This is a genomic window from Halobellus ordinarius, from assembly GCF_031823395.1.
In the GTDB taxonomy this organism is placed as follows: Archaea; Halobacteriota; Halobacteria; order Halobacteriales; family Haloferacaceae; genus Haloquadratum; species Haloquadratum ordinarius.
In genome coordinates this window covers 483,814-508,403 of the sequence record NZ_JAVQKJ010000002.1, presented here as the reverse complement: position 1 = coordinate 508,403, position 24,590 = coordinate 483,814, and the positions used below count along the sequence as shown (strand labels likewise).

The following is a 24,590-nucleotide window of genomic DNA, read 5'->3' as shown; positions in this document are numbered from 1 at the left end:
GGCGACGGGGGGACAGCGGGAAGCGACAATGGGGTTAGCCGAGTCGCTCGATGAGGTCTGCGCCCTCGACGTAGACGAGGTCGTTGCGGCGGGCGTACTCGCGTGCGCTCGTGGGCGTCCGAGCACCTCCGGAATCGGCGTCGAGCATCTCGCAGACGACCACCGCAGGTGGCAGGTCGGCAGCGTCCGCGAGCGCCAACCCAAGTTCAGTGTGGCCACGGCGGTCCGCAAGCAGTCCGGGCGCGCCACGGAGGACGTGGACGTGGCCGGGCGTCCGGAATTCAGCGGCGAAGTCCGAGGAGTCGTACTCGACGCCGGGGGTTCGGGCTGTCTGGGCTGCGGCAGCCAGCTGCCGGATCGTGAGCGCCCGGTCGTCGTCGGTGATCCCCGTGAACGTCTCGCGGTGGTTCACCGGCAGGGAAAACGAGGAGCGGTCGTCGTAGGTGAGGTCGTGATCCGCTGCCGCCGGGTGATCGATTTCGTCTTCGAGGAACGGCAGGCCCACGGCTTCCGCTACGGGGTCGGAGACGGCAGTACAGATCAGCCCGCCCGCGTCACGGCGGAGTCGGGCGACAGCTTCGGAATCGACCGCGCCCGCGGGGTAGACGATGTCCGTTTCGCCCTCGCGGTCGGCGGCGTCGTGGATCAGCACCGGCTCCCCCGCACCGAACGCGGCAATCACGCGCTCGACAGCGTCGTCGGCCCCGGAGTCGACCGCGACGTCAGTCGTCGTTCGCGTCATCGAACCGCCTCCACGCAGATGGTGACCTCGTCGCCGTCCTCGACGGCGAGTTCGTCCCGGAGCCGCACGGGGGCGATGATCTCGAGTTGCGTCTCGTCGTGGTGGGTGCGTTCGGGCACGATGATGTGCGTCGGTTCCGCGACGGTCTCCCCGTCGGCAACAGTCGCAGCGTAGCAGGTGGCCGGGCCGAACGTCCGGTCGTCGTCCTCCCAGCCGTCGATCGCGACGCCCGAAAGCGACGACATCGCCGAACGGGCCCGGACGCTCTCCTCGTCGAGGTCGACGTTGAACGTGCCGGGGAACGGCTCGTAGCCGAGCCGCTCTTCGAACTGCTCCATATAGCCCGGCAGGGAGATGTAGTGGCGGCCCTCGCCCATCCCGCTCGTGAGCGTCCCGGTCAGTTCCACCGTCGAGGGATCGGTCCCCTCGAAGATCCGACGGTAGTGTGAGTACTCGCGGTGGAGCGCCGCCTCGCCGGACTCGGTCAGCGATACCCACTGCCCATCGGCGACGACGTCCCGGTCGAGATGGCCCGCGTCTTCGAGTCGTTGCAGACGGCGCGAAGCGGTCTGGTTCGAGGCGTCGAGCCGCTCGGCGAGCCCGGAACAGGAGATCTTGACCGGGCCCGATCGGGCGCCCTCGAGAGCCACGAACTTCAGTGCCGTCAGTTCGTCACTGCCGACGGCGGAGACTGCAGATTCTGACATTACGAGAGGGTAGTTCCGGGGCCGTGTTAAGGATAACGGCTATGGAACGCATATCAGAATTGAGACGAAGGTGGGCGGGACCACTCGGAGAGTAACGAGTACAGGACCTATCTCGAATCTGTGATCTCTGGAGCCTAAAAGCGTCGGTGTCGATCCCGGATAGCGAGAACGACGGATAGACACCGTGAGCGATGTCCATACTCCGGCTTCGGGCACCTGAGGAGGAAGGCGGTGGTAAAATTAAAACAAAAACGGACGGCGTGGTTCGGAAAGGCCTTTAGTTGGCGTTCCGGAACGAGGAGTATGTTCAGAGCCTTCCGCTCGGAGGTCGAGACGGCGGTCGAGGCGGCGCTGACCGCCCTCGACCTCCCGGTCGACGACCTGGGTGTCGAGGAACCGCCCGAGGACGTCCCGGCGACGCTGGCGTCGAGCGTCGCGTTCCGACTGGCCGGCGTCGTCGGCGCAGCGCCACCCGCGGTCGCCGAGGACCTCGCCGCCGAGATCGACACCGGAGCGTACGACTACGTCGCCCGCGTCGACACGCAGGGTCCGTACGTGAACTTCTACGTCTCCGAGGCGTACTACGCAGACACGCTGACGACGGCCCGCGAGGAGACATACGGGACGCTCCCCGCGACGGGGAAGTCGGTGGTCGTCGAACACACGAGCGCGAACCCGACCGGCCCGGTCCACGTCGGTCGCGCCCGGAACCCGATCTACGGTGACGCGGTCGCCCGCCTGCTGGAGTACGCCGGCAACGACGTCGAGACGCACTACTACGTCAACGACGCCGGGCGGCAGGTGGCCGTCTTCACGTGGGCCTACGAGACGTTCGAGGAGTCGGATCTCCCAGAGCCGGAACGGGAAGGCGCCGACTACGACCTCGTGCGCTACTATCGGAAGGGGAACGCCTTCCTCGACTCGGCCGACGAGGCGGCAGTCGAGGCCGCAGAAGCGGAGATCGCCGACATTATGCAGGGACTGGAGTCGGGCGATGAGGAGACCTTCGAGCGCGTCGCTGCCGTGGTCGATCAGGTCCTCGAAGGGATGCAGGAGTCTCTCGGGCGACTGCCCGCGGAGTTCGATCGCTTCGTCAAGGAGACGAAATTCATCCGCAACGGCGACGCCGACGAGGTCGTCCAGCGGCTGAAAGACTCGGAGCACGCCGTCTACGAGGACGAGGCCTGGCAGCTGGATCTCTCGGCGTTCGGGCTGGAGAAGAACCTCGTGTTCCTGCGCTCGGACGGCACCACGCTGTATACGACCCGGGATCTGGCCCACCACGAGTGGAAGTTCGCGAACTTCGACGAGGCGGTCACGGTGCTGGGTGAAGACCACAAGCTCCAGGCGGAACAGCTCGAAGCGGCGCTGGAGATCCTGGGCAACGACACAGCCCAGCTCAGACAGACCTTCTACTCGTGGGTCAACCTCCCCGAGGGCGGAATGTCGACCCGCGAGGGGACCGGCGTCGACCTCGACGACCTCCTGGAGGAGTCGGTCCGTCGGGCCCGCGAGGAGGTCGAAGCACGGCTGGGGTCGCGCATCCGGAACGACGAACTCGACGAGGACGACATCGACCGCATCGCTCGGCAGGTCGGGATCGGCGCCGTCCGCTACGATATCGTCTCGAAGCAGCCGACGAAGGGGATCACCTTCGAGTGGGAACGCGCGCTCGACTTCGAGGCGCAGTCGGCCCCGTACGTCCAGTACGTTCACGCACGCTGTTGTGGTATCGAAGGCGAGGCGGCCGAGGCCGGAATCGAGCCCGTGGTCGACGTCTCGGTCCTCGACACCGACGCCGAACGCGCGCTCCTCCGCGAGATCGCGCGGTTCCCTGGCGTCATCGAAGAAAGCGCCGCGGACCTGGAACCGCACGTCGTCGCGACGTTCGCCCGCGAGTTCGCCGAGATCTTCAACACCTTCTATCGGGAGTGTTCGGTGCTCAACGCCGACGACGAGGCGGTCGCGGCCGCGCGGCTGGCGCTGGTCGAAGCGTCCCGGCACACTGTCGCGAACGCACTCGACGTACTCGGGATCGAAGCTCCCGAATCGATGTAGGCGGATTCAGCGGTTGCGCTTTCCAGCCAGGTGCTACACGAGGGGAAGGACAATACTTCCCATCAGATCACCGCCGACCGCCATCACTGCTCCGACACCGGCGCCGATCGCCAAAATGAGGAACAGCACGAGCCACCAGAAAGGAACGCGCGTATCTTTCGCTGCCATATCGACGACTCACCACACCCGGATAAAAGAAGCTCCCGCTTCGTCGCGTCGAGGTGTCAACCGAAAAACCGGCTGAACAGGCCTTTCTTCTTTTTACCGTCGCCGTTGTCCGCGTCCGCCTCTGCTTCGGCGTCGTCGTCGGTCTCGCCGGAATCGGTCTCAGCGTCCGGAGACTCGTCATCGGGGTCGGACTCTTCGCCATCGACATCGTCAGATTCGGGGGTCTCCGACGATTCCGCATCCTCAAGCGACGTGGTGTAAACACCGCTCTCGGCACCCCCGACGCCCGGATCGTCTGCCATCACCTCGGCGGGGTCGGCGGGTTCGACGAGCGGATCCTCGTCTTCCGGTGCCTCGGTGACAGCAGATGCCTCGGCGGCGGCACTGATGAGCTCCTCGCCTGATGCCGTGTCGTCAGTCTCGGCTGCGGAATCGTCGTCAGTCTCGGCCGCGATATCCTCTGTCGTTTCGTCGCTGTCGGCAGTGGACTCCTCGGAAGCTGGCTCCGCGTCCGGGGCGGCGGGTTCCGCGTCTTCGTCGTCCTCGGCGTCGGAACCCGGCTCAGGCGGAGACTCTTCAGCACCTGCCTCGTCTTCCGGTGCGGTGGCGTCCGGCGGCAGGTCCTCTTCGTGGGTGCCCGCAACGACGATATCCTCATTCGGATCTACCTCCGACGCGGGCTCTTCTGACGCCGAAGCGTCCGAACCCGGGTCTTCCGAAGCCGAAGCATCAGCGGCCGCAGGTTCGGATCCCGTCGATTCACCAGGTGCGTCGGACTCTGCCGACGCCCCCGCCGCTTCGACATCGGGCGACTCCGTCGATTCCGGTTCGCTTTCGGCATCGGCCGCGGCCGATTCAGTCCCGGTCTCGGGAACTGAGTCGGATTCCACGCTCTCGCCAGTGAGCGCGGCGGCGAGCGAGCGGAAGGCGGCTGCCGCCTCGCTCCCCGGTGCGAAGGTCGTGAGCGGTTCGCCGGCGTCCGACGCGCGGGCGACGATCGGCGCGTCGGGAATCGTCGCCAGGACCGCGGCGTCGAGCAGTTCAACCACGGCATCGTCGTCGACGGCCGACGGATCAGCGCGGGTGAGCGCGGCGCCCGCCACAGTCACGTTGAGTCGATCCGCTACCTGTCGCGTCTTGTCGGTGTCGCCGAGCGCATCGCGGGTCGGCGTCGAGACGAGCAGCGCCTCGTCGACGTACGTGAGGGGCACGACGGTATCGTTGCTGAGCCCCGCGCCCGTATCGAGGATCACGTACTCGTACCGGTCGCGGAGTTCCGCGAGCACCGGTTCGAGCCCTTCCGGATCCGCGCCCGCGAAGGCGTCGAGATCCGTAGCTCCCGGGATCACGGCCATCCCGTGTGGCCCCTCGTGGATCGCCGCATCGACGTCGGCCGATCCGGCCAGCACGTCGTGGAGCGTCACGTCCCCGACGGTGACCCCGAGGGAGTTCGCAAGGTTCGCCATCCCGAGGTCTGCGTCGACGGCGACGACGCTCGACCCCGCGGCGGCTAACGACGCGGCGACGTTCGCCGCCGTCGTCGTCTTGCCGACCCCCCCTTTCGCGCTGACGACTGCGTACACGCGTCCCATAGTTTCGAGACTCCCGCGTTGGGCTTATAAATCTGTCCGGAAATCGGGCGTTTCGACCGGTCCGTCTCGTTGATTGACGTTTCGCTCCGGTCAGGAGAAGGCTGCACCGACGAGGAGCGTCGTCTCGAAAGGACGGGGCCGACCGCCAAGAACGGTCGGCCGATTAGGGCCGACCGACACAAACTTACCTCCCGACGGGACTAGAACGGGTAATGAGCACCGACGCCGACGAGGTGAACGATGACCGTCGGAAGTACGAGTTCCGGAAGGTTATCGAGGAACTCAAAGATTACGAGGGTTCCGGCACACAGCTCGTCACGATCTACATCCCCCCGGACAAGCAGATCTCCGCCGTCGTCGCCCACGTCACCCAGGAGCACTCGGAGGCGTCCAACATCAAGTCCAAGCAGACCCGGACGAACGTCCAGGACGCGCTGACGTCGATCAAAGACCGCCTCCGCTACTACGACACCTACCCGCCGGACAACGGGCTGGTGATCTTCTCGGGCGCGGTCGACGCCGGTGGCGGCCAGACAGATATGGTGACGCGCGTGCTCGAGAGCCCGCCGGAGCCGATCCAGTCCTTCCGCTATCACTGCGACTCGAACTTCCTCACCCAGCCGTTAGAGGATATGCTGACCGACAAGGGCCTGTTCGGGCTGATCGTCCTCGACAGGCGGGAGGCGAACGTCGGCTGGCTGAAGGGCAAGCGCGTCGAACCGGTCAAGTCCGCGTCGTCGCTCGTCCCGGGAAAACAGCGGAAAGGTGGACAGTCGGCCCAGCGGTTCGCCCGCCTGCGCCTGGAGGCGATCGACAACTTCTATCAGGAGATCGCCGGGATGGCCGACGATCTGTACGTCCCGAAGCGCCACGAGATGGACGGCATCCTCGTCGGCGGGCCCTCGCCGACCAAAGACGAGTTCCTCGACGGCGACTACCTCCACCACGAACTGCAGGATCTGGTGGTCGGGAAGTTCGACGTCTCCTACACCGACGAGTCAGGACTGTACGACCTCGTCGACGCCGCACAGGACGTCCTCGCCGACCAGGAGGTGATGAAGGACAAAGCCGAGATGGAGGAGTTCTTCGAGAACCTCCACACCGGCGAGGAGGCGACCTACGGGTTCGAGCCGACCCGCAAGAACCTGATGATGGGGTCGGTCGATCGGCTCCTCCTCTCGGAGGACCTCCGCTCGGACGTGGTAATCTACGAGTGTCCGAACGGCCACGAGGAGTACGAGGTCGTCGACAGCCGTCACAGCGACCCCGATCACGTCTGTAGCGAGTGCGGCGAGGAGGCCGAAAAGCAGGACCGCGAGGACGTCATCGAACACCTGATGGCGATCGCCGAACAGCGCGGCACCGAGACGAAGTTCATCTCGACGGACTTCGAGAAGGGCGAACAGCTCCACGACGCCTTCGGCGGGATCGCCGGCATTCTGCGGTACTCGACCGGCGTCTGATCGACCCGGGGAGATCGAGTCATTCCAGCAGCGTTTCGAGTTGCCGACGCCGACGCGCCAGATCCGCGTGTGCGTCGACCGACTCGTCGGCCGCGAGTCGATCTAACGCGAGGAAGACATCGACGCCTGCGGCCTCGGCGGCTTCGACGAGCGACTGGATCGCCGGCCGGTTCGTCGCCAGCGAATCGAGCCGGCCGAGCGCGAGCAAAAGCGCTACGCCGCCGTCGCCGTCGGGGATCGCTGGCGGCAGATCGGCGTTGGCTCCGCTGTCGCCACCATCCACGTCGGTGTCCTCGCTGGCATCCGCTGCGAACGTCCGGAGGCAGCGCGGGCAACACCCGACGATCGGGGCGCCGTCGGGGGCGAACTCGCGGAGATCGGCGGGCACGTCGATCCGGGCGAGCGGGCGGTCGCACTCCGGGCAGTTCTCGACCATAGATTCGGGTTGATCGGACGGGGCAAGATGGTGTCGCTCCGGTCAATCGAGATCCCGGGGAGACCCGACGGTCCTCCGCCGGCGGAGCGGCCAGAGAGCGAGCAGTCGGCACACCGCAAAACATCCCGCGCCGACGTGCCGAACTATCGTCGCGTTTGCAACTGGTAGCGCTTCCGATCGCAAGGGGACGTACGATCGATTGTGCGTAGACTTGCAAACGCGACGAGATCGCTGCCCGACGCGGGGTCGCTCCTACGTCACGGAGACGTTGGCCTCGGCATCGCTCATAAACCCTTGGCGGCCACACCGCAGCAGAGATCGGTATCCCTATTCGCACCGGCCGCCTACTCCGCGCAACGAATGGCTCCGGACGCCCACACGAGTTCGAGCGGCGGCCTGCGAACCCACCTCCGCGCGCTCGGGGGCGCGTTCGTCATCGTCGCCCTGGTGGTCCTGTTCGCCTCGATCGCTGTCTCCCTGGGAACACCGCTGCTCGATGCGGCGGGAATCGCTCGGGAGAGCGCTCTCGGCCTGGCACTACGGAGCGCCTTCCAGTTCGTGGGGTTCGGAATCGCCGGTGTCGGCTTCCTCCTTGTGACCGATCAGGTCGATCTCGTCCCGATCCGCACGCCGACGCGCGCGGACCTGAAGTGGCTCGCCGGCGGGTTTGCCGGCCTCATCGCGCTGTACGTGGTCGTCGCCGCGGGACTGAGCGCGCTGGGTATCGAGGGCGCCGACAGCGCGATCGTCGCGCAGGGCAGCGATCAGCCGATCTACTTCCTGTATCTGATCCCGGTGACGATCCTGCTCGTCGGGCCGACCGAGGAACTGATCTTCCGGGGGATCGTCCAGGGGTTGTTCCGCCGCGCGTACGGCCCCGCGGTCGCGGTCGCGGGCGCCAGCGCGGTGTTCGCAGCGATCCATATCACCTCCTACAGCGGCGACGGCCTGCTGGCGACGCTTGCGACCGTGCTCGTCCTCGGGGGCGTCCTCGGGATCGTCTACGAGAAAAGCGAGAACCTCGTCGTCCCGGCCGTCGTCCACGGACTGTTCAACACCGTTCAGTTCGCCGCCGTCTACGCGACGACGACGGGGCTCGTCGCGTGGTAGGCTTCGGTTCGAACACGTCGGGCGCGGTAGGTTCGAGCGCGGCTTAGCGCGCGCGGTTAAATGCGGCTTGGCGCGGCAGGTCGAACGCGGCAGTGGCGTCGACTCGAACCGGCGCCCGTCAGGCGGGATTCTTCCGCGCCAGTTCCGTCCCGCAGATCGGACACCGGTCGCGTTCCTCGTCGAACTCGCGGCCGCAGCCCTGACACTGGAACGTCCACTCGCGGGTCTCCGAGATGCCCTCCCGGGCGATGATCTGGACGTCGACCTCGACCCGGTCGGCGACGTTCTGCATCGCGTAGTCGTCGGTGACGAGGACGCCGTCGAGCTCGAACGCGGCCGCGAGGAGTCGCACGTCGGTCTCCGAGAGCGTCTCCTCGTCGCCCGTCTCGCGGGCGGCCCGTTTGATCTTCTCGACAGTGCCGGAGGCGGGGATGTGGATGTGCATCCCGGAGCCCTCGTCGGCGTCGAAGCGGTAGGACGCCTCCCCCTCCAGTTCCTCGCGGACCATCGGGATCGACGCGATGTCGTCTGTCGTGTGGTACTCGTGGATGAACGCCGAAGAATCTAGAACGTGCATCTGACCTCGCTCGCGTTACTGTTCTACGACAATGCAGTCGTCGACGCTTCGGACGCGCGAAACGGGGATGTTGAACTTCCGCTCGCCGTCGTCTTCAGCCGTCTCGAAGCGGTGCTTGTCGGTGTCGACGTCGTCGTACGGCGAGACGAACAGGTCGCTGATCGTCCCGGTTTTGACGTTCATCTCGATGTTGTGCAGGACCCCGATGTAGGTGCCGTTCGAGGTCATCACTTCTTTCCCGGAGAGGTTCTCCGCGAGTTCGTCCGGCATACTCTCCGATACTGCGTACGATTACATAAACTCCACGGGCGTCTGACGCGGTCGCGGGCGAATCGGTGGCCCCGCCCGCGTCGGCATCGATCGGCGAAACCCGGCCAGACGACGCCGTCCGTGGATGACGATGGACTTAACTACAGTCCAGCAGTCTACTACAGACAAGGAACTTTTCCGGGGTGATTCTCTATGTCTGACACTGACGCCGACGCTGCCTCGACGGCCGAACCGACCGCGTTACGGACACCGATCGTCGCCGTCCTCGGGCACGTCGATCACGGCAAGACGACGCTGCTCGATACCATCCGCGGATCGGCGGTGAGCGAGGGCGAGGCAGGGTCGATCACCCAGCACATCGGCGCCACCGCGGTGCCGCTGGAAACCGTCTCGGAGATGGCGGGGAACCTCGTCGATCCGACGGACTTCGATCTGCCCGGTCTGCTCTTCATCGACACCCCCGGGCACCACTCGTTCACCACGCTCCGCTCCCGCGGCGGCGCGTTAGCCGACATCGCGGTGGTCGTCGTCGACGTCAACGACGGCTTCCAGCCGCAGACGGTCGAGGCCCTGGAGATCCTCCAGCGGACCGGCACCCCCTTCGTCGTGGCCGCCAACAAGATCGACACGACGCCCGGGTGGAATCCGAACGACGGGCAGCCGATCCAGAAGACCTACGACGAACAGTCGGACAGCGCCCGCAGCCGTCTCGACGAGAACCTCTATGAGATCATCGGCGAACTCTCCGATAAGGGGTTCTCGGCGGACCTCTACTGGCGCGTCCAGAACTTCGCGAAAAACGTCGGTGTCGTGCCGCTCTCGGCGATCACGAGCGAGGGCGTCCCGGATCTGCTTGCGGTCCTGATGGGCCTCTCCCAGCGGTATATGAAAGACCAGATGGCCGTCGACGTCGACGGACCGGGGGCGGGGACGGTCCTCGAAGTGAAAGACGAACGCGGCTTCGGAGCGACCGTCGACGTCGTGCTCTACGATGGAAGTATCCGCGCGGACGATACGGTCGTCGTCGGCGGTCTCGACGGGCCGATTGTGACTGACGTGCGGGCGCTGCTTCAGCCCCGGCCGAACGCGGAAATCCGGGTGGAGAAGCGCTTCGAGAAGGTCGAGGAAGCCCGCGCCGCCGCCGGGGTCAAGGTCGCCGCGCCCGACCTCGACGACGCGATGGCGGGCGCACCGATCCGGGTGATCCGCGATCGAGACCGCAGCGAGGTCATCGACGAAGTGGAGGCCGAACTCGCGGACATCCAGGTCTCGACCGAGGAGGAAGGCGTCGTCGTCAAGGCCGACACGCTCGGCAGCCTCGAAGCGATCGCGAACGCCCTGCGGGAGGCGGAGGTGCCGATCCTCCGGGCGGAGGTCGGCGACATCGCCCCGCGTGACGTCACCGTCGCCTCGACGGCGAACGAGGACAAACACCAGGTCATCCTCGGTTTCAACGTCGACGTCCTCTCGAACGCCGAAGACGAACTGGAGGACAGCGAGGTGACGCTGTTCGACGACGACGTGATCTATCAGCTCGTCGAGGAGTACGAGGCGTTCGTCGAGGATATCGAACGCGCCCAACAGGAGACGGTCCTCGACAAGATCGTCCGGCCGTGTCGCTTCCGGATCCTCGAAGACCACGTCTTCCGGCAGTCGGACCCGGCGGTCGTCGGCGTCGAGGTGCTCTCGGGGACGCTGAAGAACAACCAGAACGTCGTGAAGTGGGAGGGCAACGAACCGACCCGGGTCGGCCAGCTCTCAGGGATCCAAGAGCAAGGCGAAGACGTCTCGGAGGCCCGATCCGGCACGCGGGTCTCCGTCGCCATCGACGGGCCGACGGTCGGCCGCCAGATCGAGGAGGGCGACGAACTGTGGATCGAACTCCCCGAGAAGCACGCGAAGATCCTCGAACAGGAACTGAAAGACGAGATCCCTGCCGACGAACTGGAGGCGCTGACGAACTACCTCGATATGCATCGGAAGCGGGACCCCTTCTGGGGGAAGTGAGCGCTACTCGTCGGTGATTTTCGAACAGCCGTAAAACGCGGACTCTCCCGGAGAGACCTCAGAACTGCGGATCGTAGTCGTCGCAGACGTCGGCCACGAACGCCTGGTGTTCGGTGTCGATCCGCTTGCGGACGGTATTCTCGTTCGTTCGGTTCCGGTACATCCGTTTTATATGTTCGGCGTGCGCTCGGATAGTCTCGAAGGACAGCGGATACGTGTTGACGAGGTGGTCGATGTTGGCCACGTAGTCCCGGCGATCGGTGGCGTCGACCGGTCCCGCCTCGTGGCGTTCGGCCAGATCGATCGCGGCGGCCTCGAGCGCTGCGAGATCGGCGTCGAACGCCGCGGAGTACTCCATCCGCCGACTGCGACTACCGCGCCGTCGGCGTCAGGCCGTCGCCGACGGTGTTCATCACCTGGAGCGCCGCCGAGGCAGCGAGGCCGCGGGCGACCTCGTCGCGGTCCTCGTCGGTGAGCCCCGACTCGAGGTCCTCCTCGTCGGGCGTAAAGCCCGCGCTGACCGGGCGACCGGCGGGCGGTCGGACCGCGACCGTCGCCTGCGGCCCGTTGGCGCCGTAGGTGAGTTCCGACCCGACCGCGTAGCCGTCCGGGAGGTACGTCTCGGTCCGGGAGACGATGCCCGCGACGGCGGTGCGGAGCCGTCGTACCTGCGCCGCGGAGAGTTCGACGTCCTCGGGCCGGCCGGCGTCGACGACACCGGGAGCGCCCGCGTATGGGTTGTTTCCGTTCATTTCGATGAGTGGCGGACATAGGGGAGGACGTGTTATAAAGCCGTTGGCGTCATCAAAACCTCGGTCGGGGACCGAGATACTCACGATCACCGCTCGACGAACTGCCCACCTTCGGTCTTCCGCACGTCATCGTGGGGGTACACTCTGCCGCTCATCGCGACGTACGTCCCGGGATCGAGCGTCTGCACGGCGCCGATCGCGGTCCCGAGATTGAATTCGGCGTCCGACCCCCGCATCCGCTGTGGCCGGACCGCACCGGTGAGGACGATCGTCGGCCCCTCGGGTAATTCCCTTGCGGTGTCGATGATCGTGTCGGTGCCGTGGGTGATCACGATCCGTGAGCTCGGAGCCGCCTCACAGGCTGCGGCGATCGCTTCACGGTCGTCGTCGTCCAGTTCGAGGCTGTCCTTCCGGACGACGGATTCGACGCTGTACTCGAAGTTCGGCGGCGGAGCTAACGACTCAAGCATCCGCTCGACGGCCGGTTCGCCGATCACGAAGTTCCGCACACCCCGACCCGCCTCGTAATCCTTGTCGATCGTCCCGCCCGTCGTGATGAAGTGGATGTGCTGGTCGTTCATCGTCTGTGGCTACAGCGACGGCGATCAAAACTCTACGGCCGATCGGTGTTTTCAATCGGTGACCCGTCATCGCTCCAGTCGGTCAGAGGTGCGGCCAGCGACCGATCGCTACCGACTCCCTCGACTGAAATCGGACGTGTCCCGGGGAGCCGACCCCAGATGTCGCGGCTTCCCGTGCTATGAAAGGCGGCTGTCGAAACGGCTCAGCCCCCGAGCATCGCGAACGCGAAGACGAGCGCGAGATACGCGACGACGACGATCACCGCGACCACCGGAACGAGCGAGAAGTGGTCGTGACTGACGTCGACGCCGTCGGTGTCCCCGCGGTTGACGGCGTCGACGTCCACCGCGCCGGACTCGATGTCCTCGCTCGTCGGCATCACCTCGGGGAGTCCCTTGCGTTTCGCGTCGAGTTTGTTGAGCGCGAACACCGCGATAGCCGTCAGCACGAACGCGAGCGGCAGCGCTATGTAGGGCGTCTGGAGGCCGACCCCGTACAGCACGAGGACCACGAGCGTGACGCCGGCGGCCGTTCCGGCAAAGGGAATCTGGGTGTTGACGTGGTCGATGTGGTCCGAGCCCGCAAAGATCGAGGACATCACCGTCGTGTCGCTGATCGGCGAACTGTGATCTCCCCAGATTGCGCCGCCGAACAGCACCCCGATCAGGACAGGCAGGACCGAGGGGCCGACCAGTTCGTACCCCAGCGGAATCGCGAGCGGGGTGAGGATGGCCATCGTCCCCCACGACGTGCCGGTCGTGAACGCGACGAACATCGCCGCGAGGAAGATGATAACCGGGAGGAACGATCCGGGCACGCCGCTGCCGACCATCGTGTCCACGATGAACTGCGCGGTGCCGACCTGTTCGGCCGCGAGGCCGATGGCCCACGCGAGTACGATGATGGCGATGGCGATGTTCATCGTCTTGAAGCCGTCGATGATCGTCTCGCCCGCCTCGTCGAGATCCATCGTCCGGTAGCCGAGAGAGCCGACGAAGCCCGCGAGCATGAACGCGAACGCCCCGTACAGCAGTCCCAGGGCGACGTCCGTCTCCTGGAACGCCGTCGCGATGTCGACGTCGGGCTGATAGCCGCCGCCGAGCCACCACATCGAGACGAGGCCGACGACGAGCAACACCACGATCGGGACGAAGAAGTTCACGAGCGAGGGGTTCTTCTCGCTCGGCTCACCCACGTCCTGGGAGACGTCCGAGAGCGGGGTGGCGTCCTCCCGGATCGTCTGACCGGTGGAGCGCGACCGCCACTCGGCGTCGAGCATCGGGCCGAAGAACCGCTGGGTGATGGAGATGAGCCCGACCATAAAGAACGCCATAAAGCAGTAGATGTTCCACGGGATGCTCTGTAAGAACAGTCCGAAGGGAGTCATCCCGAGTTCCGAAGCGGTCACGGCCGCGGCCTCGAAGCCGGCGATGATCATCGACACCTGAAAGCCGATCCAGTTCGAGACCGGCCCGAACGTCGTCACCGGCGACGTCGTCGAGTCGAGGACGTAGGAGTGCATCTCCCGGGAGGAGCGGTTCTCCTGGGAGAGTTCCCGGGTCGCGTTCCCGGTGACGACAGTGCTCGTGTAGGAGTCGAAGAAGATGAACACGCCGATGAGCCAGGTGAGAATCTGCGATTCGCGCGCCGTGTCGACTCGGTCGCCGATCCACCGTTCCAGCGCCAAAATCCCGCCGGATCGGTAGATGAAGGCCGCGCCGGCGCCCATAAACATAATCAGCAGGATGAATTTCGTGTCGAACGGGGACCGAACCACCTCCACGAGCCAGTCCATCGTGAGCGCGGTGGCGGCGATCGGGTTCCATTCTGCCACGATCAATGCACCGATCCAGACGCCCGCAAACAGCGACACCAGTACCTGCCGCGTGGTCATCGCGAGGACGATCGCCAGGAGTGGTGGCGCCAGTGCGAGCAGGCCGTAACTTGCACTGGCCATATTCGAACCAGCCCCAGCAGGTATAATAAGTGTTTATTTCACCTTAGTTTATTAAATTGATATGGATTTTCGTCCGAAGAAAGTTCCATCTGCGAACTAATCAAGCAGAATCGGCGGTGGAACTGCAGAATCCGTATATTCGGAGAGGCACGGAGGAGATACCTGCCGGACGGTCCCTCACAGGCGTCAGACGATCGGTTCGCTCTGCCCGTAGACGGCGAGCGTGACCGCCGTCGTGTAGCCCTCCCCGTCGGCTTCCGCGGTCGTGACGGTAACGCGCTCGTCGTCGAACTGCCAGTCCCGGAGGTCGCGGCCGGCGTCGAGTCCGACCTCGACGCTTCGCCGGACCGCGGCCGGATCCCCGCCAGAGGCTTCGTAGAATAACCCCGGCCCCGGGCCAGTTGCCCAGCCGAGCCCTGCCGAGACGGTACCGACGCCGCCGGTGGTCGCGCGTGCTTCCACCACTGTGAGGCGGTTGCCCGCCGGTCCCAGATCCGGCGCGGTGTCGTCCGCCTCGACCGTCGCGTCGGCCGGGATCACCGAGGAGACGGGGACGAGGTTGTAGTTGTGGACGTTCGCGGCGGCGAGTGCGGCGTCGTACGACGCCATTTTGGTGGGCGCATCGCCCACGCCGCGAACGATCCGGATGGTGCTCATACACGACATCGACGGCCCGGCGAATAAGCGGTTACGGATTGGGACGGGAGAAAGCGATCCCGGTAGTCGGTGGAGCGACGGGACCTGTCGCCCGCGTCAGTACTGGTAGGGCCGCGGCCCCGGAATCGTCGGGCCGGCCTCGACGTCCTCGATCTTCTCGTAGGCGTTGTCGAAGTCCGACCGCCTGATTTCGGTGCGGCCGTCGCGGATCGCGAACATCCCGGCCTCCGTGGCCAGCGCGGCGATGTCGGCCCCGGAGTACTCGTCGAGCGACGCCGCGAGGTCGGCGAAGTCGACGTCGTCGGCGACGTTCATCTCGCGGGTGTGGATCTCGAGGATGTGTTTGCGGCCCGCCTCGTCGGGCTTCGGCACCTCGATGAGGCGGTCGAAGCGGCCGGGCCGGAGGATCGCCTCGTCGAGCATGTCGAAGCGGTTCGTCGCGGCCATAATCCGGACGTCGCCGCGGTCATCGAAGCCGTCCATCTCCGAGAGCAACTGCATCATCGTCCGCTGGACCTCCGCGTCACCGGAGGTCTTCGAGTCCGTCCGCTTCGAGGCGACGGCGTCGATCTCGTCGATGAAGATGACCGCGGGCTCGCGTTCGGCAGCCAGATTGAACAGGTCGCGGACGAGCCGCGAGCCCTCGCCGATGAACTTCCGGACGAGTTCGGAGCCGGCCATCTTGATGAACGTCGCGTCGGTCTCGTTGGCGACGGCCTTCGCGAGCATCGTCTTGCCCGTCCCCGGCGGTCCGTACAGGAGCACGCCCGAGGGCGGTTCGACGCCGACCTTCTCGAACATCTCGGGGTTCGTCAGCGGATCCTCGACGGCTTCGCGGACCTCCCGGACCTGTTCGTCGATCCCGCCGATGTCGTCGTAGGAGACCATCGGCGAGGCGTCGATCTCCATCGCCTGCGCGCGGGAGTCGGTCTCGTCGTCTAAGAGCTGCTGGATCGCGAAGGAGTCGTTGATCGCGACCCGATCGCCCGCTTCGAGTTCGCTGTCGAGGTGCGGCGACGCCTCGGTCAACACTTCCTGGTTGTTGCCGTGCTGTTTGATCACGACGCCGTCCTCGGTCAGTTCCTCGACGGTCGCGAGATACAGAGAGGAGGTCTTCAGCGTCTCGTTGCGGCGCTTCAGCTGCTCGACTTCCTCCTGCAGTTCCTCGCGGCGATCGGTCGCCGCCGAGAGGCGCTCGTCGAGCTCCTCGTTGACGCTGAGGAGGCGTTCGAAATGTTGGCGGATCGCCGAGAGACGCTCAGCGTCCGACATCTCAGGATCGAGGTCCAGACGTGGGCGGTCTGGGAGCGACGGACTCCGGGACATCAGTTAACAGCACTTAGACTCGGGCGTAAATGTGCCTTTGGGTATCCCCGTTCGATTGTCGATGTCGGCTGTGCGAGGCGCACGGCTGGTCCAGCCTCGGGGAGAGTTCCCGACTGATGATCCCCGCTCATCGTCCGTGCGCTCGGCCTACGTTCACTCCTCCGTTCGCTCGCCCTGATACGTCCCCTCGTAGACGTCGTCGTGATCGGCCGCAGCGAGGACGATCTGGGCGACGCGGGCGCCGCGTTCGAGTTCGATCGGGTGATGCACCTGCAGCAGCCCCTCGCCTTTGCCTTCGTAGCCGGCGTCCCAGACCGCCGTATTGAGCATACAGGAGTTGCGCATCAGGGTCGATCGGGGGTACAGAAAGCCCACGTGCTCGTCGGGGATCGCGATCGTCTCGGCGTACTGGAGGATGTACCCGCCCGGATCGAGGTGGAAGACGTCGTCGTCGGCACCGACCGGTTCGCGTTCGCCGACGGTCTTGTCGTCAGTGCCAATTCGTCCGGGGGCGACCTGTTCGAGGACGTCGGCGAGCGTGAGATCGACGCCGTTCGGCTGGATCTGCTCGCCGTCGACAGGGTCGATACACGTCGCGACGAACGAACCGGCGCGGAACATACCGGAAGGGCCGGGTCCACCCGCAAAACCGTATCGTTCTCGATAGCGCACAGCCGCACCGAAGCACTCTGGCGACACTGGTCTGTTTTCGACAGCAACGTATCCTCGACAGCAACGGCTCCCCGGCAGCGACAGTAGCCTTCCCGGACCGAACTTGAGAGGCCGGTTTCCGCGCCCTGGATGATCTTCTGACGCCGAAATATCGCAGAACTGCTGGACGGGAGCGATCTCTCTTGATATCAAATTAGGACAGAGTATGTGTATAAGGAGCATATATCTGACCTCAAACACGCGGGATTTATACTTGTAGACGGTCGATTCACGGACGTTATGGGACAGACGCTTACGGAGAAAATCCTCGACGACCACCTCGTTGAGGGCGAACTCGAGCCCGGAGCGGAGATCGGGATCGAGATCGACCAGGTCCTCGCACAGGACACGACCGGAACGATGGTGTGGCTTCAGTTCGAGGCGCTCGACCTCGATGAAGTCCAGACGGAACTGGCAGCGCAGTACTGCGACCACCAGACCTACCAGTTCGACTTCAAGAACACCGACGACCACCGCTTCCTGCGCTCGGCGGCGGGTACCTACGGCGCGTACTTCTCTCGCCCGGGCAACGGCATCTGCCACAACGTCCACAAGGAGAACTTCGCCGCGCCCGGCAAGACGCTGCTCGGCTCGGACTCCCACACTCCGACGCCCGGCGGCCTCGGCCAGCTCGCGATCGGCGCTGGCGGCCTCGACATCTCCGTCGCGATGGGCGGCGGGCCCTACTACGTCGAGATGCCGGAAGTCGTCAACGTCCGCCTCGAGGGCGAACTCCCCGAGTGGGCGACCGCGAAGGACGTCATCCTCGAGATGCTCCGCCGGCTCTCGGTGAAGGGCGGCGTCGGCAAGGTCTTCGAGTACACCGGCCCCGGCGTCGAGACGCTCTCGGTGCCCGAGCGGACGACGATCACCAATATGGGCACGGAACTCGGCGCGACGTCTTCGATCTTCCCGACCGACGAGGAGACCCGCGATTACCTCGCCCGACAGGGTCGCGAGGACGAGTACGTCGAACTCGCGCCCGACGAGGACGCCGAGTACGCCGACGAGATCGTCGTCGATCTCTCGGACCTCGAACCGCTCATCGCGACCCCGTCGATGCCCGACAACGTCGTGCCCGTCCGCGAGGTCGCGGGCGAGTCCGTCGAGCAGGTTATGGTCGGCTCCTGTACCAACGGCGGCTACGAGGACATCCTCCCGGCCGCGAAGATGCTGGAGGGCCGCGAGATCGATATGAAGACCGAGATGATCGTCGCCCCCGGCTCCAAGCAGGCTTCGGAGATCCTCGCCCGTGAGGGCTGGACCGCCGAGATGATGGCGGCCGGCGTCAACTTCTCGGAGGCGACGTGTGGTGCCTGTATCGGCATCGGGCACGTCCCCTCCTCGGACTCCGTCTCGCTGCGGACGTTCAACCGCAACTTCGAGGGTCGCTCGGGGATCGAAGACGACTCCGTGTACCTCTGCTCGCCGGAGGTCGCCGCCGCGGCGGCGATCAAAGGCGAAATCGTCGACCCCCGTGACCTCGCGGAGGAACTCGGCGACCTCGAGGCGCCCGGCATCGAACTGCCCGACGAGTACGACGGCTCGAAGACGGACATCATCGAGCCCGAGGAGGCCGTCGACGATGGACTCGTCAAGGGGCCGAACATCGGCTCGGCGCCGATCGGCGAGCCGCTCGAGTCCGACATCCAGGGTGAGGTCCTCCTGAAGATGGCGGACAACATCACGACGGACCACATCATCCCGGCCACCTCGGACATCCTGATGTACCGCTCGAACATCGAGAAGCTCTCGGAGTTCACCCTCTCGCGCGTCGACGACACATTCGCCCAGCGCGCGCTCGACGCCGACGGCGGCGTCCTCGTGGCCGGCGAGAACTACGGCCAGGGCTCCTCGCGTGAGCACGCCGCGATGTGCCCGCTGTACCTCGGGATCGAGGCCGTCCTCGCGCAGTCGTTCGCCCGCATCCACAAGGCGAACCTGTTCAACTTCGGGATCGTTCCGCTTTCGATCGACCAGGAGACCTACGAGAAGATCGACCAGGGCGACGACGTCCAGATCGTCACCGACGTCGCCGAGGCCGTCGCCGCCGGCGAAACCGAGTTCACCATCCGCGTGAACGACGACTGGGAAGCGACCGCCGAACTCGACGCCTCCGAGCGCGAACGTGGTATCCTCAAGGCTGGCGGCAAGCTCCGCCTGACCAAAGAGCAGTACGCCAACGAGGGCAGCGGCGCGGCCCCCGCCGACGACTGAAAGACACGCTGCATCCTATAGTAGCGTTTGCAAGTCTTCACTCACACGATCGCACGCAGTCGTGCGATCGGATGAGCAATCAGTTGCAAACGCTACGATAGCAGTCCTCCTCCCCCGACGCGCTTTTCTTCGCGCCACCCCACCAGCCGAGTATGGAACTCGAACAGAACGTCGGTGGTCGCGATCGACTCGTCCGTGGACTGCTCGCAGCCCTCCTGACTGTCGTCGCCGTGCAGGCGCTGCGGCGCGGCAAGCGGAAAACCGGCCTGCTGGCCGGCGTCGGCGCGCTCGGCTTCGGCTTCAACGCGACGACCTGCTTCTGCGGCCTGAACGAAACCCTCGGCCTCGACACTACCGAGGAGTGAACGCGCCGAATCGACATCGTCGCGCTATCGTCCGCCGTTGGACGTGCAGAATTCGGACGGCACATCACACACGGAATAGTTTCGAAAATTCGATAATCTTATTCATTTAGTAACCACCAATACTATAGTAATAATAAGAAACTTTTCTACGTATCATAAGCAAATTTATAAACATTTCAGGAGATCATCTCCAGCGGTCTGGTAAGGCAAAGAAGTAATCTTGGTTCTCATCAATTCACGTGTTAGCGTCCAGTATAGGCTGAGAGCTCGAACCAGAGCACAGTTAGGTAGTCTCGTCAAGCACAGGAGTGGCTTGTCGATTAATTATAAATACAATGTATATAGTTTATTTTATATATTATTTTGTATTACTCTGGAGTTCGCGAACAGAATCGGCCTCACTATGTCGTCGAGAACGCCTGCGGCGATGGCGCGGGACGGACGCGTTCCCGCCCTACGGCTCACTGGATTTTGCGAAGCTACAGCCCATCAGACGGATCTGCCGACTTCGGCGTCTATGACTTTCTCAAAGTATAAGAACGATGATTGCGAACTCCCCGGCTATGCACCACAGTTCGACCGTCGAAGTGCCGGTAGTGAAGGATCTCTCCCGGATCGCGGCGGAAAACAACCCGGACAAGGTCGCCTTCGGTAACGGCGTCGACGGCGAAACGGTCACGTGGTCCGAATTCGACGAACTGAGCAACCGGGCCGCAAACGCGTTCGGCGAGTACGTCGGACAAGGCGACCGAGTTGCGCTCCTGTGTGAGAACTCGCTCAGACATACGGTCCTCTGGAACGGCGGCCTGAAGGCGGGCTGTACAGTCTCGAATCTCCACATCCGCGCGTCGGCGAACACGCTCGAACACTGTATCGACACGCTCAGGCCGAAGGTCCTGGTCGTCGACGAGTCGACTTCCGAAATATACGAGGACCGACTGCAGGACAAGATCACGACCGACCTCGACGCCGTCGTCAACGTTGGCGCCGCACAGACCGACTACGAGGAGGGGTACGACTCGTTCCTCGACGGCCAGCCGGCGACGGAGCCGGACGTGCGCGTGCGCGAAGACGACGTTGCGGCCGTGATGTGGACGTCGGGAACGACGGGCGAACCGAAGGGCTGGTGTCACACGAATCGCGGACTGTACTTCCGAGCGAACACCCTGGTGAGCGTCTACGAACTCCACCGATCGGCCCGGCAGCCACACGTCTTCACCCCGTCGTTCGCGGCGTGGTATTCGGTCGTGTTACCCGCGCTCGTCTCGGGGGCGACCACCTACTTCCTTCGTTCGTGGGACCCCGAGGACTATCTCCGGATGATCGAGGCCCACGATCTGACGTCGGCACTGCTGGTGCCGACGATGTGGCGCGAGATCCTGAACCTGGACAACTTCGAGGAGTTCGATCTGCGTTCACTCGAGGCAATTATGTCTGCCGGGGAAGTCTTAGACGCGACGACGCTCACGCGCCTCCGGGAGAACGTCTGCGAGGTGGTGAAAAACTCCTACGCGGCAACTGAGGCGTACGCGACGGTGATGGAAAACGCGGAACTGACAGAGGAACGCGTCGAGAGCGTCGGCAAGCCCGTCCCCGGCGTCCAACTCCGGATCATCGACGAGGACGGCGGCTACAAGAACACCAAGCCGCCGGGGGAGGTCGGCGAAATCGCAGTCAAAGCCCCCGACTGTCCGGTCTGGGCCTGGGGGCGGACCGAGAAGACCGAAGCGGTGTTCGAGGACGGCTGGTGGTACTCCGGCGACCTCGGCTACAAGGACGAGGAGGGGTTCATCTACCTCGAAGGGCGGACGGACCTGATGATTATGTCGAAGGGAATCAAGGTCTATCCCTCGCCGGTCGAGGAGGTGCTCAACGCACACCCCGCTGTCAACGAATCGGCAGTCGTGGGCGTCGAGGACGACGAATACGGCGAGAAGGTGACGGCGTACATCTACGCGTCGGACCCGGATCTCACCGCCGAGGAACTGGACGAGTGGTGTCTCGACAGCGACGAGGTCGCGCGGATGGAGCGGCCGCGGGAGTACCGCTTCGTCGAGGAGTCGCTACCGAGGACCTCCACCGGCAAACTCGACCGGCTGAGTGCCAAAGACGAGGACTTGGGATAACAGGGGCGCCGGCACGCATCCATTCGGGATCGCGCTGACCCCGATTTCGTTCTCGTGGTCCTTCAGACGACCTTGCGAGCGCCCCGTCCCGCGATGGGGACCGGAAAAATACCGTGGAACGACCCGGACGTGAACAAATTTTATATACCGTTACCTTCTCGCCCGGAGTCGAGCGGCGACGGTACCTAAATATTAAGTAGTGAACGCGAGTCCTGTAGTGTAGAATCCTACGATGAGCGAACGAGCGTGGTCTTTCAGCGATAGTATGGCAGCGGCTGTCGAGAAGGCGGGCAGCCCCGTCGAACTGACCCGTGACCTCGGTGTCGGACAGTTCACCAAGGTCCCGGACGAGATTACAAACTGGATCGAGGAGCAGCGCTCCTGGCGGGAGACCGTCGCCTTCGCCGACCAGTCGTATCACATGACGGACCACTACGTCGAGGGACCAGACGCCCTCGAACTGTACTCCGACGTCGCCGTCAACAACTTCGACAACACCGAACCCGGGAAGGCGAAGCAACTCGTCGTCGCCAACCCCAGCGGGAAGCACATCGGCGACGCGATCTGGTTCCACCTCGACGACGAGACGTTCCTGAGCGTCGGCAGCCGCCCGGCCCACAACTGGCTCCAGTACCAGATCGAGACGGGCGAGTACGACGTCACCGGCGAACTCCAGGGTCGGCCGGTCGCGACCGGCGACGATCCGAACAACTTCCGGTTCCAGGTCCAGGGACCCGAAGCCATCGACGTGATGCAAGAGGTCGCCGACGATCCGCTCCCGGATCTCGGCTTCTTCAACTTCGATACCATCACCATCGAGGGCCACGAGGTCAACCTCCTGCGCCACGGAATGGCCGGCGAGGCCGGCTTCGAGTTCTGGGGTCCGTACGATATCGGCGACGAGATCAAAGAGATCGTGATGGACGCCGGCGAGGAGTACGGTATCAAGCACCTGGGCGCGGAGTCCTACCAGACGCCGAATGCGATCCTCGGCTGGATCCCGCTGGTCGTCCCGGCGATCTTCGACGAGGGGATGGAAGCGTACCTCGAGTGGCTGGACGTCGGCGACGGACTCCTGTCGATCGGCGGCAGCTTCGAGTCCGACGACATCACGGACTACTACTTCACGCCGATCGAACTCGGCTACGGCCACATCATCGACTTCGATCACGACTTCGTCGGCAAGGAGGCCCTCGAAGCCGAGATCGACGATCCCGCGCGCCGGAAGGTCACGCTGGTCTGGGACCCCGAGGACGTCGTCGACGTCTTCGCCTCCCTCTTCCGGGAAGGCGAGACCTACCAGTTTATGGACTTCCCGCACCCGCGGACGGCCGCCTGTCCCTACGACACGGTTCTGAAAGACGGCGAGCAGGTCGGTGTTTCGACGGACAAGAGTTACATCTACAACGAGCGGGACTTCATCTCGCTTGCCGTCATCGACACCGAGTACAGCGAACCCGGCACGGAGGTCACACTCATCTGGGGCGACCCCGAGGACAACGACAACAAGCGGGTCGAGCGCCACACGCAAAAGGAGATCACCGCGACCGTCGCGAACGCACCGTACAGCGAAGACAAGCGGTGATCGACCCGGACTGACCTCCGGCGTCGCGTCTGTCCCACCCGACGCCGTTTTTCGGCTGCACCCACGCAGCCTTCGATACCCCACAAGCGGGTGCTATCGTCATCGATACGCCCGAGCGTGCGAGCGATGCACGATCGGGAGCCGTCGATCGGCAGTTCGATCGAGTAAGTGCAAAGTACCCCGAGGGTCTCGGGGCCGGTATGACACGCGCACTCGTCGATCAGGACATCACGCCGACGGATCGGCTGCTCGACCAGCTGGACGACGCCTGGGATGTCACCGTCGGAATCGACGACGATCCGGCGACGCTCCGGGAGGAACTCCCGCAGTACGACGTCGTGTTCGTCACGTCACGGATCCCGCTTTCACGGGAGGTCATAGCGAGCGCGCCCCGGCTGTCGTTGATCGGCAAACTCGGGACCGGCATCGACTCGATCGATCTGGACGCGGCGCGCGAGGCGGGGATCACAGTGACGCACACGCCCGGCCACAACGCCCTCTCGGTCGCGGAGCACGCGCTCGGCCTGACGCTTGCGATCGCTCGGCGGCTCCCGACCGCCGAGGCGCTCATCGAGGCGGGTCGGTGGCGTGACGAGTACCCGCTCGGGATCCGTGTTTCCGGTTCTACCGTCGGCATCGTCGGCTTCGGAAACGTCGGTAAACGCGTCGGGATGCTCTTTTCGGGGTTCGACGTCGACGTCCTGGTGTCGGACCCGTACGTCCCGAGTATCGACGCCGAGTTCGTCCACGGCGAGCAGACCAATCTGGAGCGCCTGCTGGCCGAGAGCGATATCGTGATCCTGACGCCGGAACTGACCGAGGAGACGCAGGGACTGATCGGCGCGGACGAACTCGACCGGATGGACTCCACGGCGCTTTTGGTGAACGTCTCCCGCGGCCCGGTCATCGACGAGGACGCGCTCGTCGAGGCGCTCTCGGCCGGATCGATCGGCGGCGCCGGCCTCGACGTGTACGGAAGCGAGCCGCTCGCTGCCGATTCGCCGCTTGTCGCCCTCGATAACGTCGTCACCACCCCGCATATCGCCGCGATGACCACCGAGTGTCGCGCGGGCAACATCGATCAGCTCGTCGAGAACGTCACCCGCCTGTGGGCGGGCGAGCGGATCCTGGACCGCTACGTCGCGGTCGACGCCTGACGCGACCGCACACTGCTTTTTACTC

The 24,590-nt window shown here is 64.8% G+C and carries 23 protein-coding genes; 9 read left to right on the top strand and 14 right to left on the bottom strand.

The window, feature by feature from the left end:
• Positions 1-34: 34 nt before the first annotated feature.
• Together ribB and RJT48_RS02855 are read right to left on the bottom strand one after the other, a co-directional pair.
• A complete protein-coding gene (gene ribB / locus RJT48_RS02860) occupies positions 35-742 on the bottom strand; it encodes a 3,4-dihydroxy-2-butanone-4-phosphate synthase (RefSeq protein ID WP_311170712.1) in 708 nt (235 codons plus the stop codon).
• Positions 739-1,449, bottom strand: coding sequence for a DUF120 domain-containing protein (locus tag RJT48_RS02855; RefSeq protein ID WP_311170711.1), 711 nt, complete (start codon positions 1,447-1,449; stop codon positions 739-741). Before RJT48_RS02855 ends, ribB begins: the two co-directional genes overlap by 4 nt.
• A 303-nt stretch (positions 1,450-1,752) precedes the next feature.
• Here RJT48_RS02855 and argS point away from each other — a divergent pair, with 303 nt between their 5' ends.
• Positions 1,753-3,507 (top strand): arginine--tRNA ligase, encoded by a 1,755-nt coding sequence (argS, locus tag RJT48_RS02850; RefSeq protein WP_311170710.1) that lies wholly within the window; start codon positions 1,753-1,755, stop codon positions 3,505-3,507.
• 33 nt (positions 3,508-3,540) lie between these two features.
• On the opposite strand, the gene RJT48_RS02845 is transcribed toward argS, so the two are convergent.
• On the bottom strand, positions 3,541-3,675 hold the full coding sequence (locus RJT48_RS02845; protein ID WP_311170709.1) for a hypothetical protein: 135 nt from the start codon (positions 3,673-3,675) through the stop codon (positions 3,541-3,543).
• A 56-nt stretch (positions 3,676-3,731) separates the two neighbouring features.
• Positions 3,732-5,267 (bottom strand): cell division ATPase MinD, encoded by a 1,536-nt coding sequence (gene minD, locus RJT48_RS02840; protein ID WP_311170708.1) that lies wholly within the window; start codon positions 5,265-5,267, stop codon positions 3,732-3,734.
• A 212-nt stretch (positions 5,268-5,479) separates the two neighbouring features.
• Here minD and prf1 point away from each other — a divergent pair, with 212 nt between their 5' ends.
• The gene (prf1, locus tag RJT48_RS02835) at positions 5,480-6,730 is read left to right on the top strand and encodes a peptide chain release factor aRF-1 (protein ID WP_311170707.1); all 1,251 of its coding nucleotides are present in this window, start codon (positions 5,480-5,482) and stop codon (positions 6,728-6,730) included.
• 19 nt (positions 6,731-6,749) lie between these two features.
• On the opposite strand, the gene RJT48_RS02830 is transcribed toward prf1, so the two are convergent.
• The gene (locus tag RJT48_RS02830) at positions 6,750-7,166 is read right to left on the bottom strand and encodes a DUF6276 family protein (RefSeq protein ID WP_311170706.1); all 417 of its coding nucleotides are present in this window, start codon (positions 7,164-7,166) and stop codon (positions 6,750-6,752) included.
• A 360-nt stretch (positions 7,167-7,526) separates the two neighbouring features.
• On the opposite strand from RJT48_RS02830, the gene RJT48_RS02825 reads away from it, so the two are divergent.
• The gene (locus tag RJT48_RS02825; protein ID WP_311170705.1) at positions 7,527-8,276 is read left to right on the top strand and encodes a CPBP family intramembrane glutamic endopeptidase; all 750 of its coding nucleotides are present in this window, start codon (positions 7,527-7,529) and stop codon (positions 8,274-8,276) included.
• Between the two features lie 118 nt (positions 8,277-8,394).
• Here RJT48_RS02825 and RJT48_RS02820 read toward each other — a convergent pair whose 3' ends face one another.
• Entirely contained in the window at positions 8,395-8,853 is a 459-nt protein-coding gene (locus tag RJT48_RS02820) for an NOB1 family endonuclease (protein ID WP_311170704.1), read from the bottom strand.
• A gap of 15 nt (positions 8,854-8,868) precedes the next feature.
• Complete coding sequence (locus RJT48_RS02815) at positions 8,869-9,123, bottom strand: PRC-barrel domain-containing protein (RefSeq protein ID WP_311170703.1); 255 nt, start codon at positions 9,121-9,123, stop codon at positions 8,869-8,871.
• A gap of 192 nt (positions 9,124-9,315) precedes the next feature.
• Between RJT48_RS02815 and infB the strand changes: the two genes are divergently transcribed.
• A complete protein-coding gene (gene infB, locus RJT48_RS02810) occupies positions 9,316-11,130 on the top strand; it encodes a translation initiation factor IF-2 (protein WP_311170702.1) in 1,815 nt (604 codons plus the stop codon).
• Positions 11,131-11,188: 58 nt separating this feature from the next.
• On the opposite strand, the gene RJT48_RS02805 is transcribed toward infB, so the two are convergent.
• The 7 genes from RJT48_RS02805 to RJT48_RS02775 form a co-directional block, all read right to left on the bottom strand.
• Positions 11,189-11,488, bottom strand: coding sequence for a hypothetical protein (locus tag RJT48_RS02805; RefSeq protein WP_311170701.1), 300 nt, complete (start codon positions 11,486-11,488; stop codon positions 11,189-11,191).
• Positions 11,489-11,501: 13 nt separating this feature from the next.
• Positions 11,502-11,882, bottom strand: coding sequence for a DUF5811 family protein (locus RJT48_RS02800; RefSeq protein ID WP_311170700.1), 381 nt, complete (start codon positions 11,880-11,882; stop codon positions 11,502-11,504).
• A gap of 86 nt (positions 11,883-11,968) precedes the next feature.
• Positions 11,969-12,463 (bottom strand): asparaginase domain-containing protein, encoded by a 495-nt coding sequence (locus RJT48_RS02795; protein ID WP_311170699.1) that lies wholly within the window; start codon positions 12,461-12,463, stop codon positions 11,969-11,971.
• A gap of 203 nt (positions 12,464-12,666) precedes the next feature.
• Positions 12,667-14,358, bottom strand: coding sequence for a Na+/H+ antiporter NhaC family protein (locus RJT48_RS02790; protein WP_311170851.1), 1,692 nt, complete (start codon positions 14,356-14,358; stop codon positions 12,667-12,669).
• Positions 14,359-14,607: 249 nt separating this feature from the next.
• A complete protein-coding gene (locus tag RJT48_RS02785) occupies positions 14,608-15,078 on the bottom strand; it encodes a pyruvoyl-dependent arginine decarboxylase (protein WP_311170698.1) in 471 nt (156 codons plus the stop codon).
• A 96-nt stretch (positions 15,079-15,174) separates the two neighbouring features.
• Complete coding sequence (gene pan2 / locus RJT48_RS02780; RefSeq protein WP_311170697.1) at positions 15,175-16,404, bottom strand: proteasome-activating nucleotidase Pan2; 1,230 nt, start codon at positions 16,402-16,404, stop codon at positions 15,175-15,177.
• Between the two features lie 153 nt (positions 16,405-16,557).
• Entirely contained in the window at positions 16,558-17,025 is a 468-nt protein-coding gene (locus tag RJT48_RS02775) for a deoxyuridine 5'-triphosphate nucleotidohydrolase (RefSeq protein ID WP_311170696.1), read from the bottom strand.
• Between the two features lie 330 nt (positions 17,026-17,355).
• Between RJT48_RS02775 and RJT48_RS02770 the strand changes: the two genes are divergently transcribed.
• From RJT48_RS02770 to RJT48_RS02750, 5 genes are all read left to right on the top strand, one after another.
• Positions 17,356-19,332, top strand: a complete 1,977-nt coding sequence (locus tag RJT48_RS02770; RefSeq protein WP_311170695.1) for an aconitate hydratase — start codon at positions 17,356-17,358, stop codon at positions 19,330-19,332.
• 152 nt (positions 19,333-19,484) lie between these two features.
• A complete protein-coding gene (locus RJT48_RS02765; protein ID WP_311170694.1) occupies positions 19,485-19,697 on the top strand; it encodes a YgaP family membrane protein in 213 nt (70 codons plus the stop codon).
• 563 nt (positions 19,698-20,260) lie between these two features.
• The gene (locus RJT48_RS02760; RefSeq protein WP_311170693.1) at positions 20,261-21,823 is read left to right on the top strand and encodes a class I adenylate-forming enzyme family protein; all 1,563 of its coding nucleotides are present in this window, start codon (positions 20,261-20,263) and stop codon (positions 21,821-21,823) included.
• Between the two features lie 265 nt (positions 21,824-22,088).
• On the top strand, positions 22,089-23,408 hold the full coding sequence (locus RJT48_RS02755; protein WP_311170692.1) for a hypothetical protein: 1,320 nt from the start codon (positions 22,089-22,091) through the stop codon (positions 23,406-23,408).
• A 200-nt stretch (positions 23,409-23,608) separates the two neighbouring features.
• A complete protein-coding gene (locus RJT48_RS02750; RefSeq protein ID WP_311170691.1) occupies positions 23,609-24,565 on the top strand; it encodes an NAD(P)-dependent oxidoreductase in 957 nt (318 codons plus the stop codon).
• Positions 24,566-24,590: the final 25 nt, after the last annotated feature.

Bases quoted from the DNA above. Each gene is read 5' to 3' on its own strand.
- ribB (WP_311170712.1), bottom strand. From the start codon at position 742: ATGACGCGAACGACGACTGACGTCGCGGTCGACTCCGGGGCCGACGAC.
- RJT48_RS02855 (WP_311170711.1), bottom strand. From the start codon at position 1,449: ATGTCAGAATCTGCAGTCTCCGCCGTCGGCAGTGACGAACTGACGGCA.
- argS (WP_311170710.1), top strand. From the start codon at position 1,753: ATGTTCAGAGCCTTCCGCTCGGAGGTCGAGACGGCGGTCGAGGCGGCG.
- RJT48_RS02845 (WP_311170709.1), bottom strand. From the start codon at position 3,675: ATGGCAGCGAAAGATACGCGCGTTCCTTTCTGGTGGCTCGTGCTGTTC.
- minD (WP_311170708.1), bottom strand. From the start codon at position 5,267: ATGGGACGCGTGTACGCAGTCGTCAGCGCGAAAGGGGGGGTCGGCAAG.
- prf1 (WP_311170707.1), top strand. From the start codon at position 5,480: ATGAGCACCGACGCCGACGAGGTGAACGATGACCGTCGGAAGTACGAG.
- RJT48_RS02830 (WP_311170706.1), bottom strand. From the start codon at position 7,166: ATGGTCGAGAACTGCCCGGAGTGCGACCGCCCGCTCGCCCGGATCGAC.
- RJT48_RS02825 (WP_311170705.1), top strand. From the start codon at position 7,527: ATGGCTCCGGACGCCCACACGAGTTCGAGCGGCGGCCTGCGAACCCAC.
- RJT48_RS02820 (WP_311170704.1), bottom strand. From the start codon at position 8,853: ATGCACGTTCTAGATTCTTCGGCGTTCATCCACGAGTACCACACGACA.
- RJT48_RS02815 (WP_311170703.1), bottom strand. From the start codon at position 9,123: ATGCCGGACGAACTCGCGGAGAACCTCTCCGGGAAAGAAGTGATGACC.
- infB (WP_311170702.1), top strand. From the start codon at position 9,316: ATGTCTGACACTGACGCCGACGCTGCCTCGACGGCCGAACCGACCGCG.
- RJT48_RS02805 (WP_311170701.1), bottom strand. From the start codon at position 11,488: ATGGAGTACTCCGCGGCGTTCGACGCCGATCTCGCAGCGCTCGAGGCC.
- RJT48_RS02800 (WP_311170700.1), bottom strand. From the start codon at position 11,882: ATGAACGGAAACAACCCATACGCGGGCGCTCCCGGTGTCGTCGACGCC.
- RJT48_RS02795 (WP_311170699.1), bottom strand. From the start codon at position 12,463: ATGAACGACCAGCACATCCACTTCATCACGACGGGCGGGACGATCGAC.
- RJT48_RS02790 (WP_311170851.1), bottom strand. From the start codon at position 14,358: ATGACCACGCGGCAGGTACTGGTGTCGCTGTTTGCGGGCGTCTGGATC.
- RJT48_RS02785 (WP_311170698.1), bottom strand. From the start codon at position 15,078: ATGAGCACCATCCGGATCGTTCGCGGCGTGGGCGATGCGCCCACCAAA.
- pan2 (WP_311170697.1), bottom strand. From the start codon at position 16,404: ATGTCCCGGAGTCCGTCGCTCCCAGACCGCCCACGTCTGGACCTCGAT.
- RJT48_RS02775 (WP_311170696.1), bottom strand. From the start codon at position 17,025: ATGTTCCGCGCCGGTTCGTTCGTCGCGACGTGTATCGACCCTGTCGAC.
- RJT48_RS02770 (WP_311170695.1), top strand. From the start codon at position 17,356: ATGGGACAGACGCTTACGGAGAAAATCCTCGACGACCACCTCGTTGAG.
- RJT48_RS02765 (WP_311170694.1), top strand. From the start codon at position 19,485: ATGGAACTCGAACAGAACGTCGGTGGTCGCGATCGACTCGTCCGTGGA.
- RJT48_RS02760 (WP_311170693.1), top strand. From the start codon at position 20,261: ATGCACCACAGTTCGACCGTCGAAGTGCCGGTAGTGAAGGATCTCTCC.
- RJT48_RS02755 (WP_311170692.1), top strand. From the start codon at position 22,089: ATGGCAGCGGCTGTCGAGAAGGCGGGCAGCCCCGTCGAACTGACCCGT.
- RJT48_RS02750 (WP_311170691.1), top strand. From the start codon at position 23,609: ATGACACGCGCACTCGTCGATCAGGACATCACGCCGACGGATCGGCTG.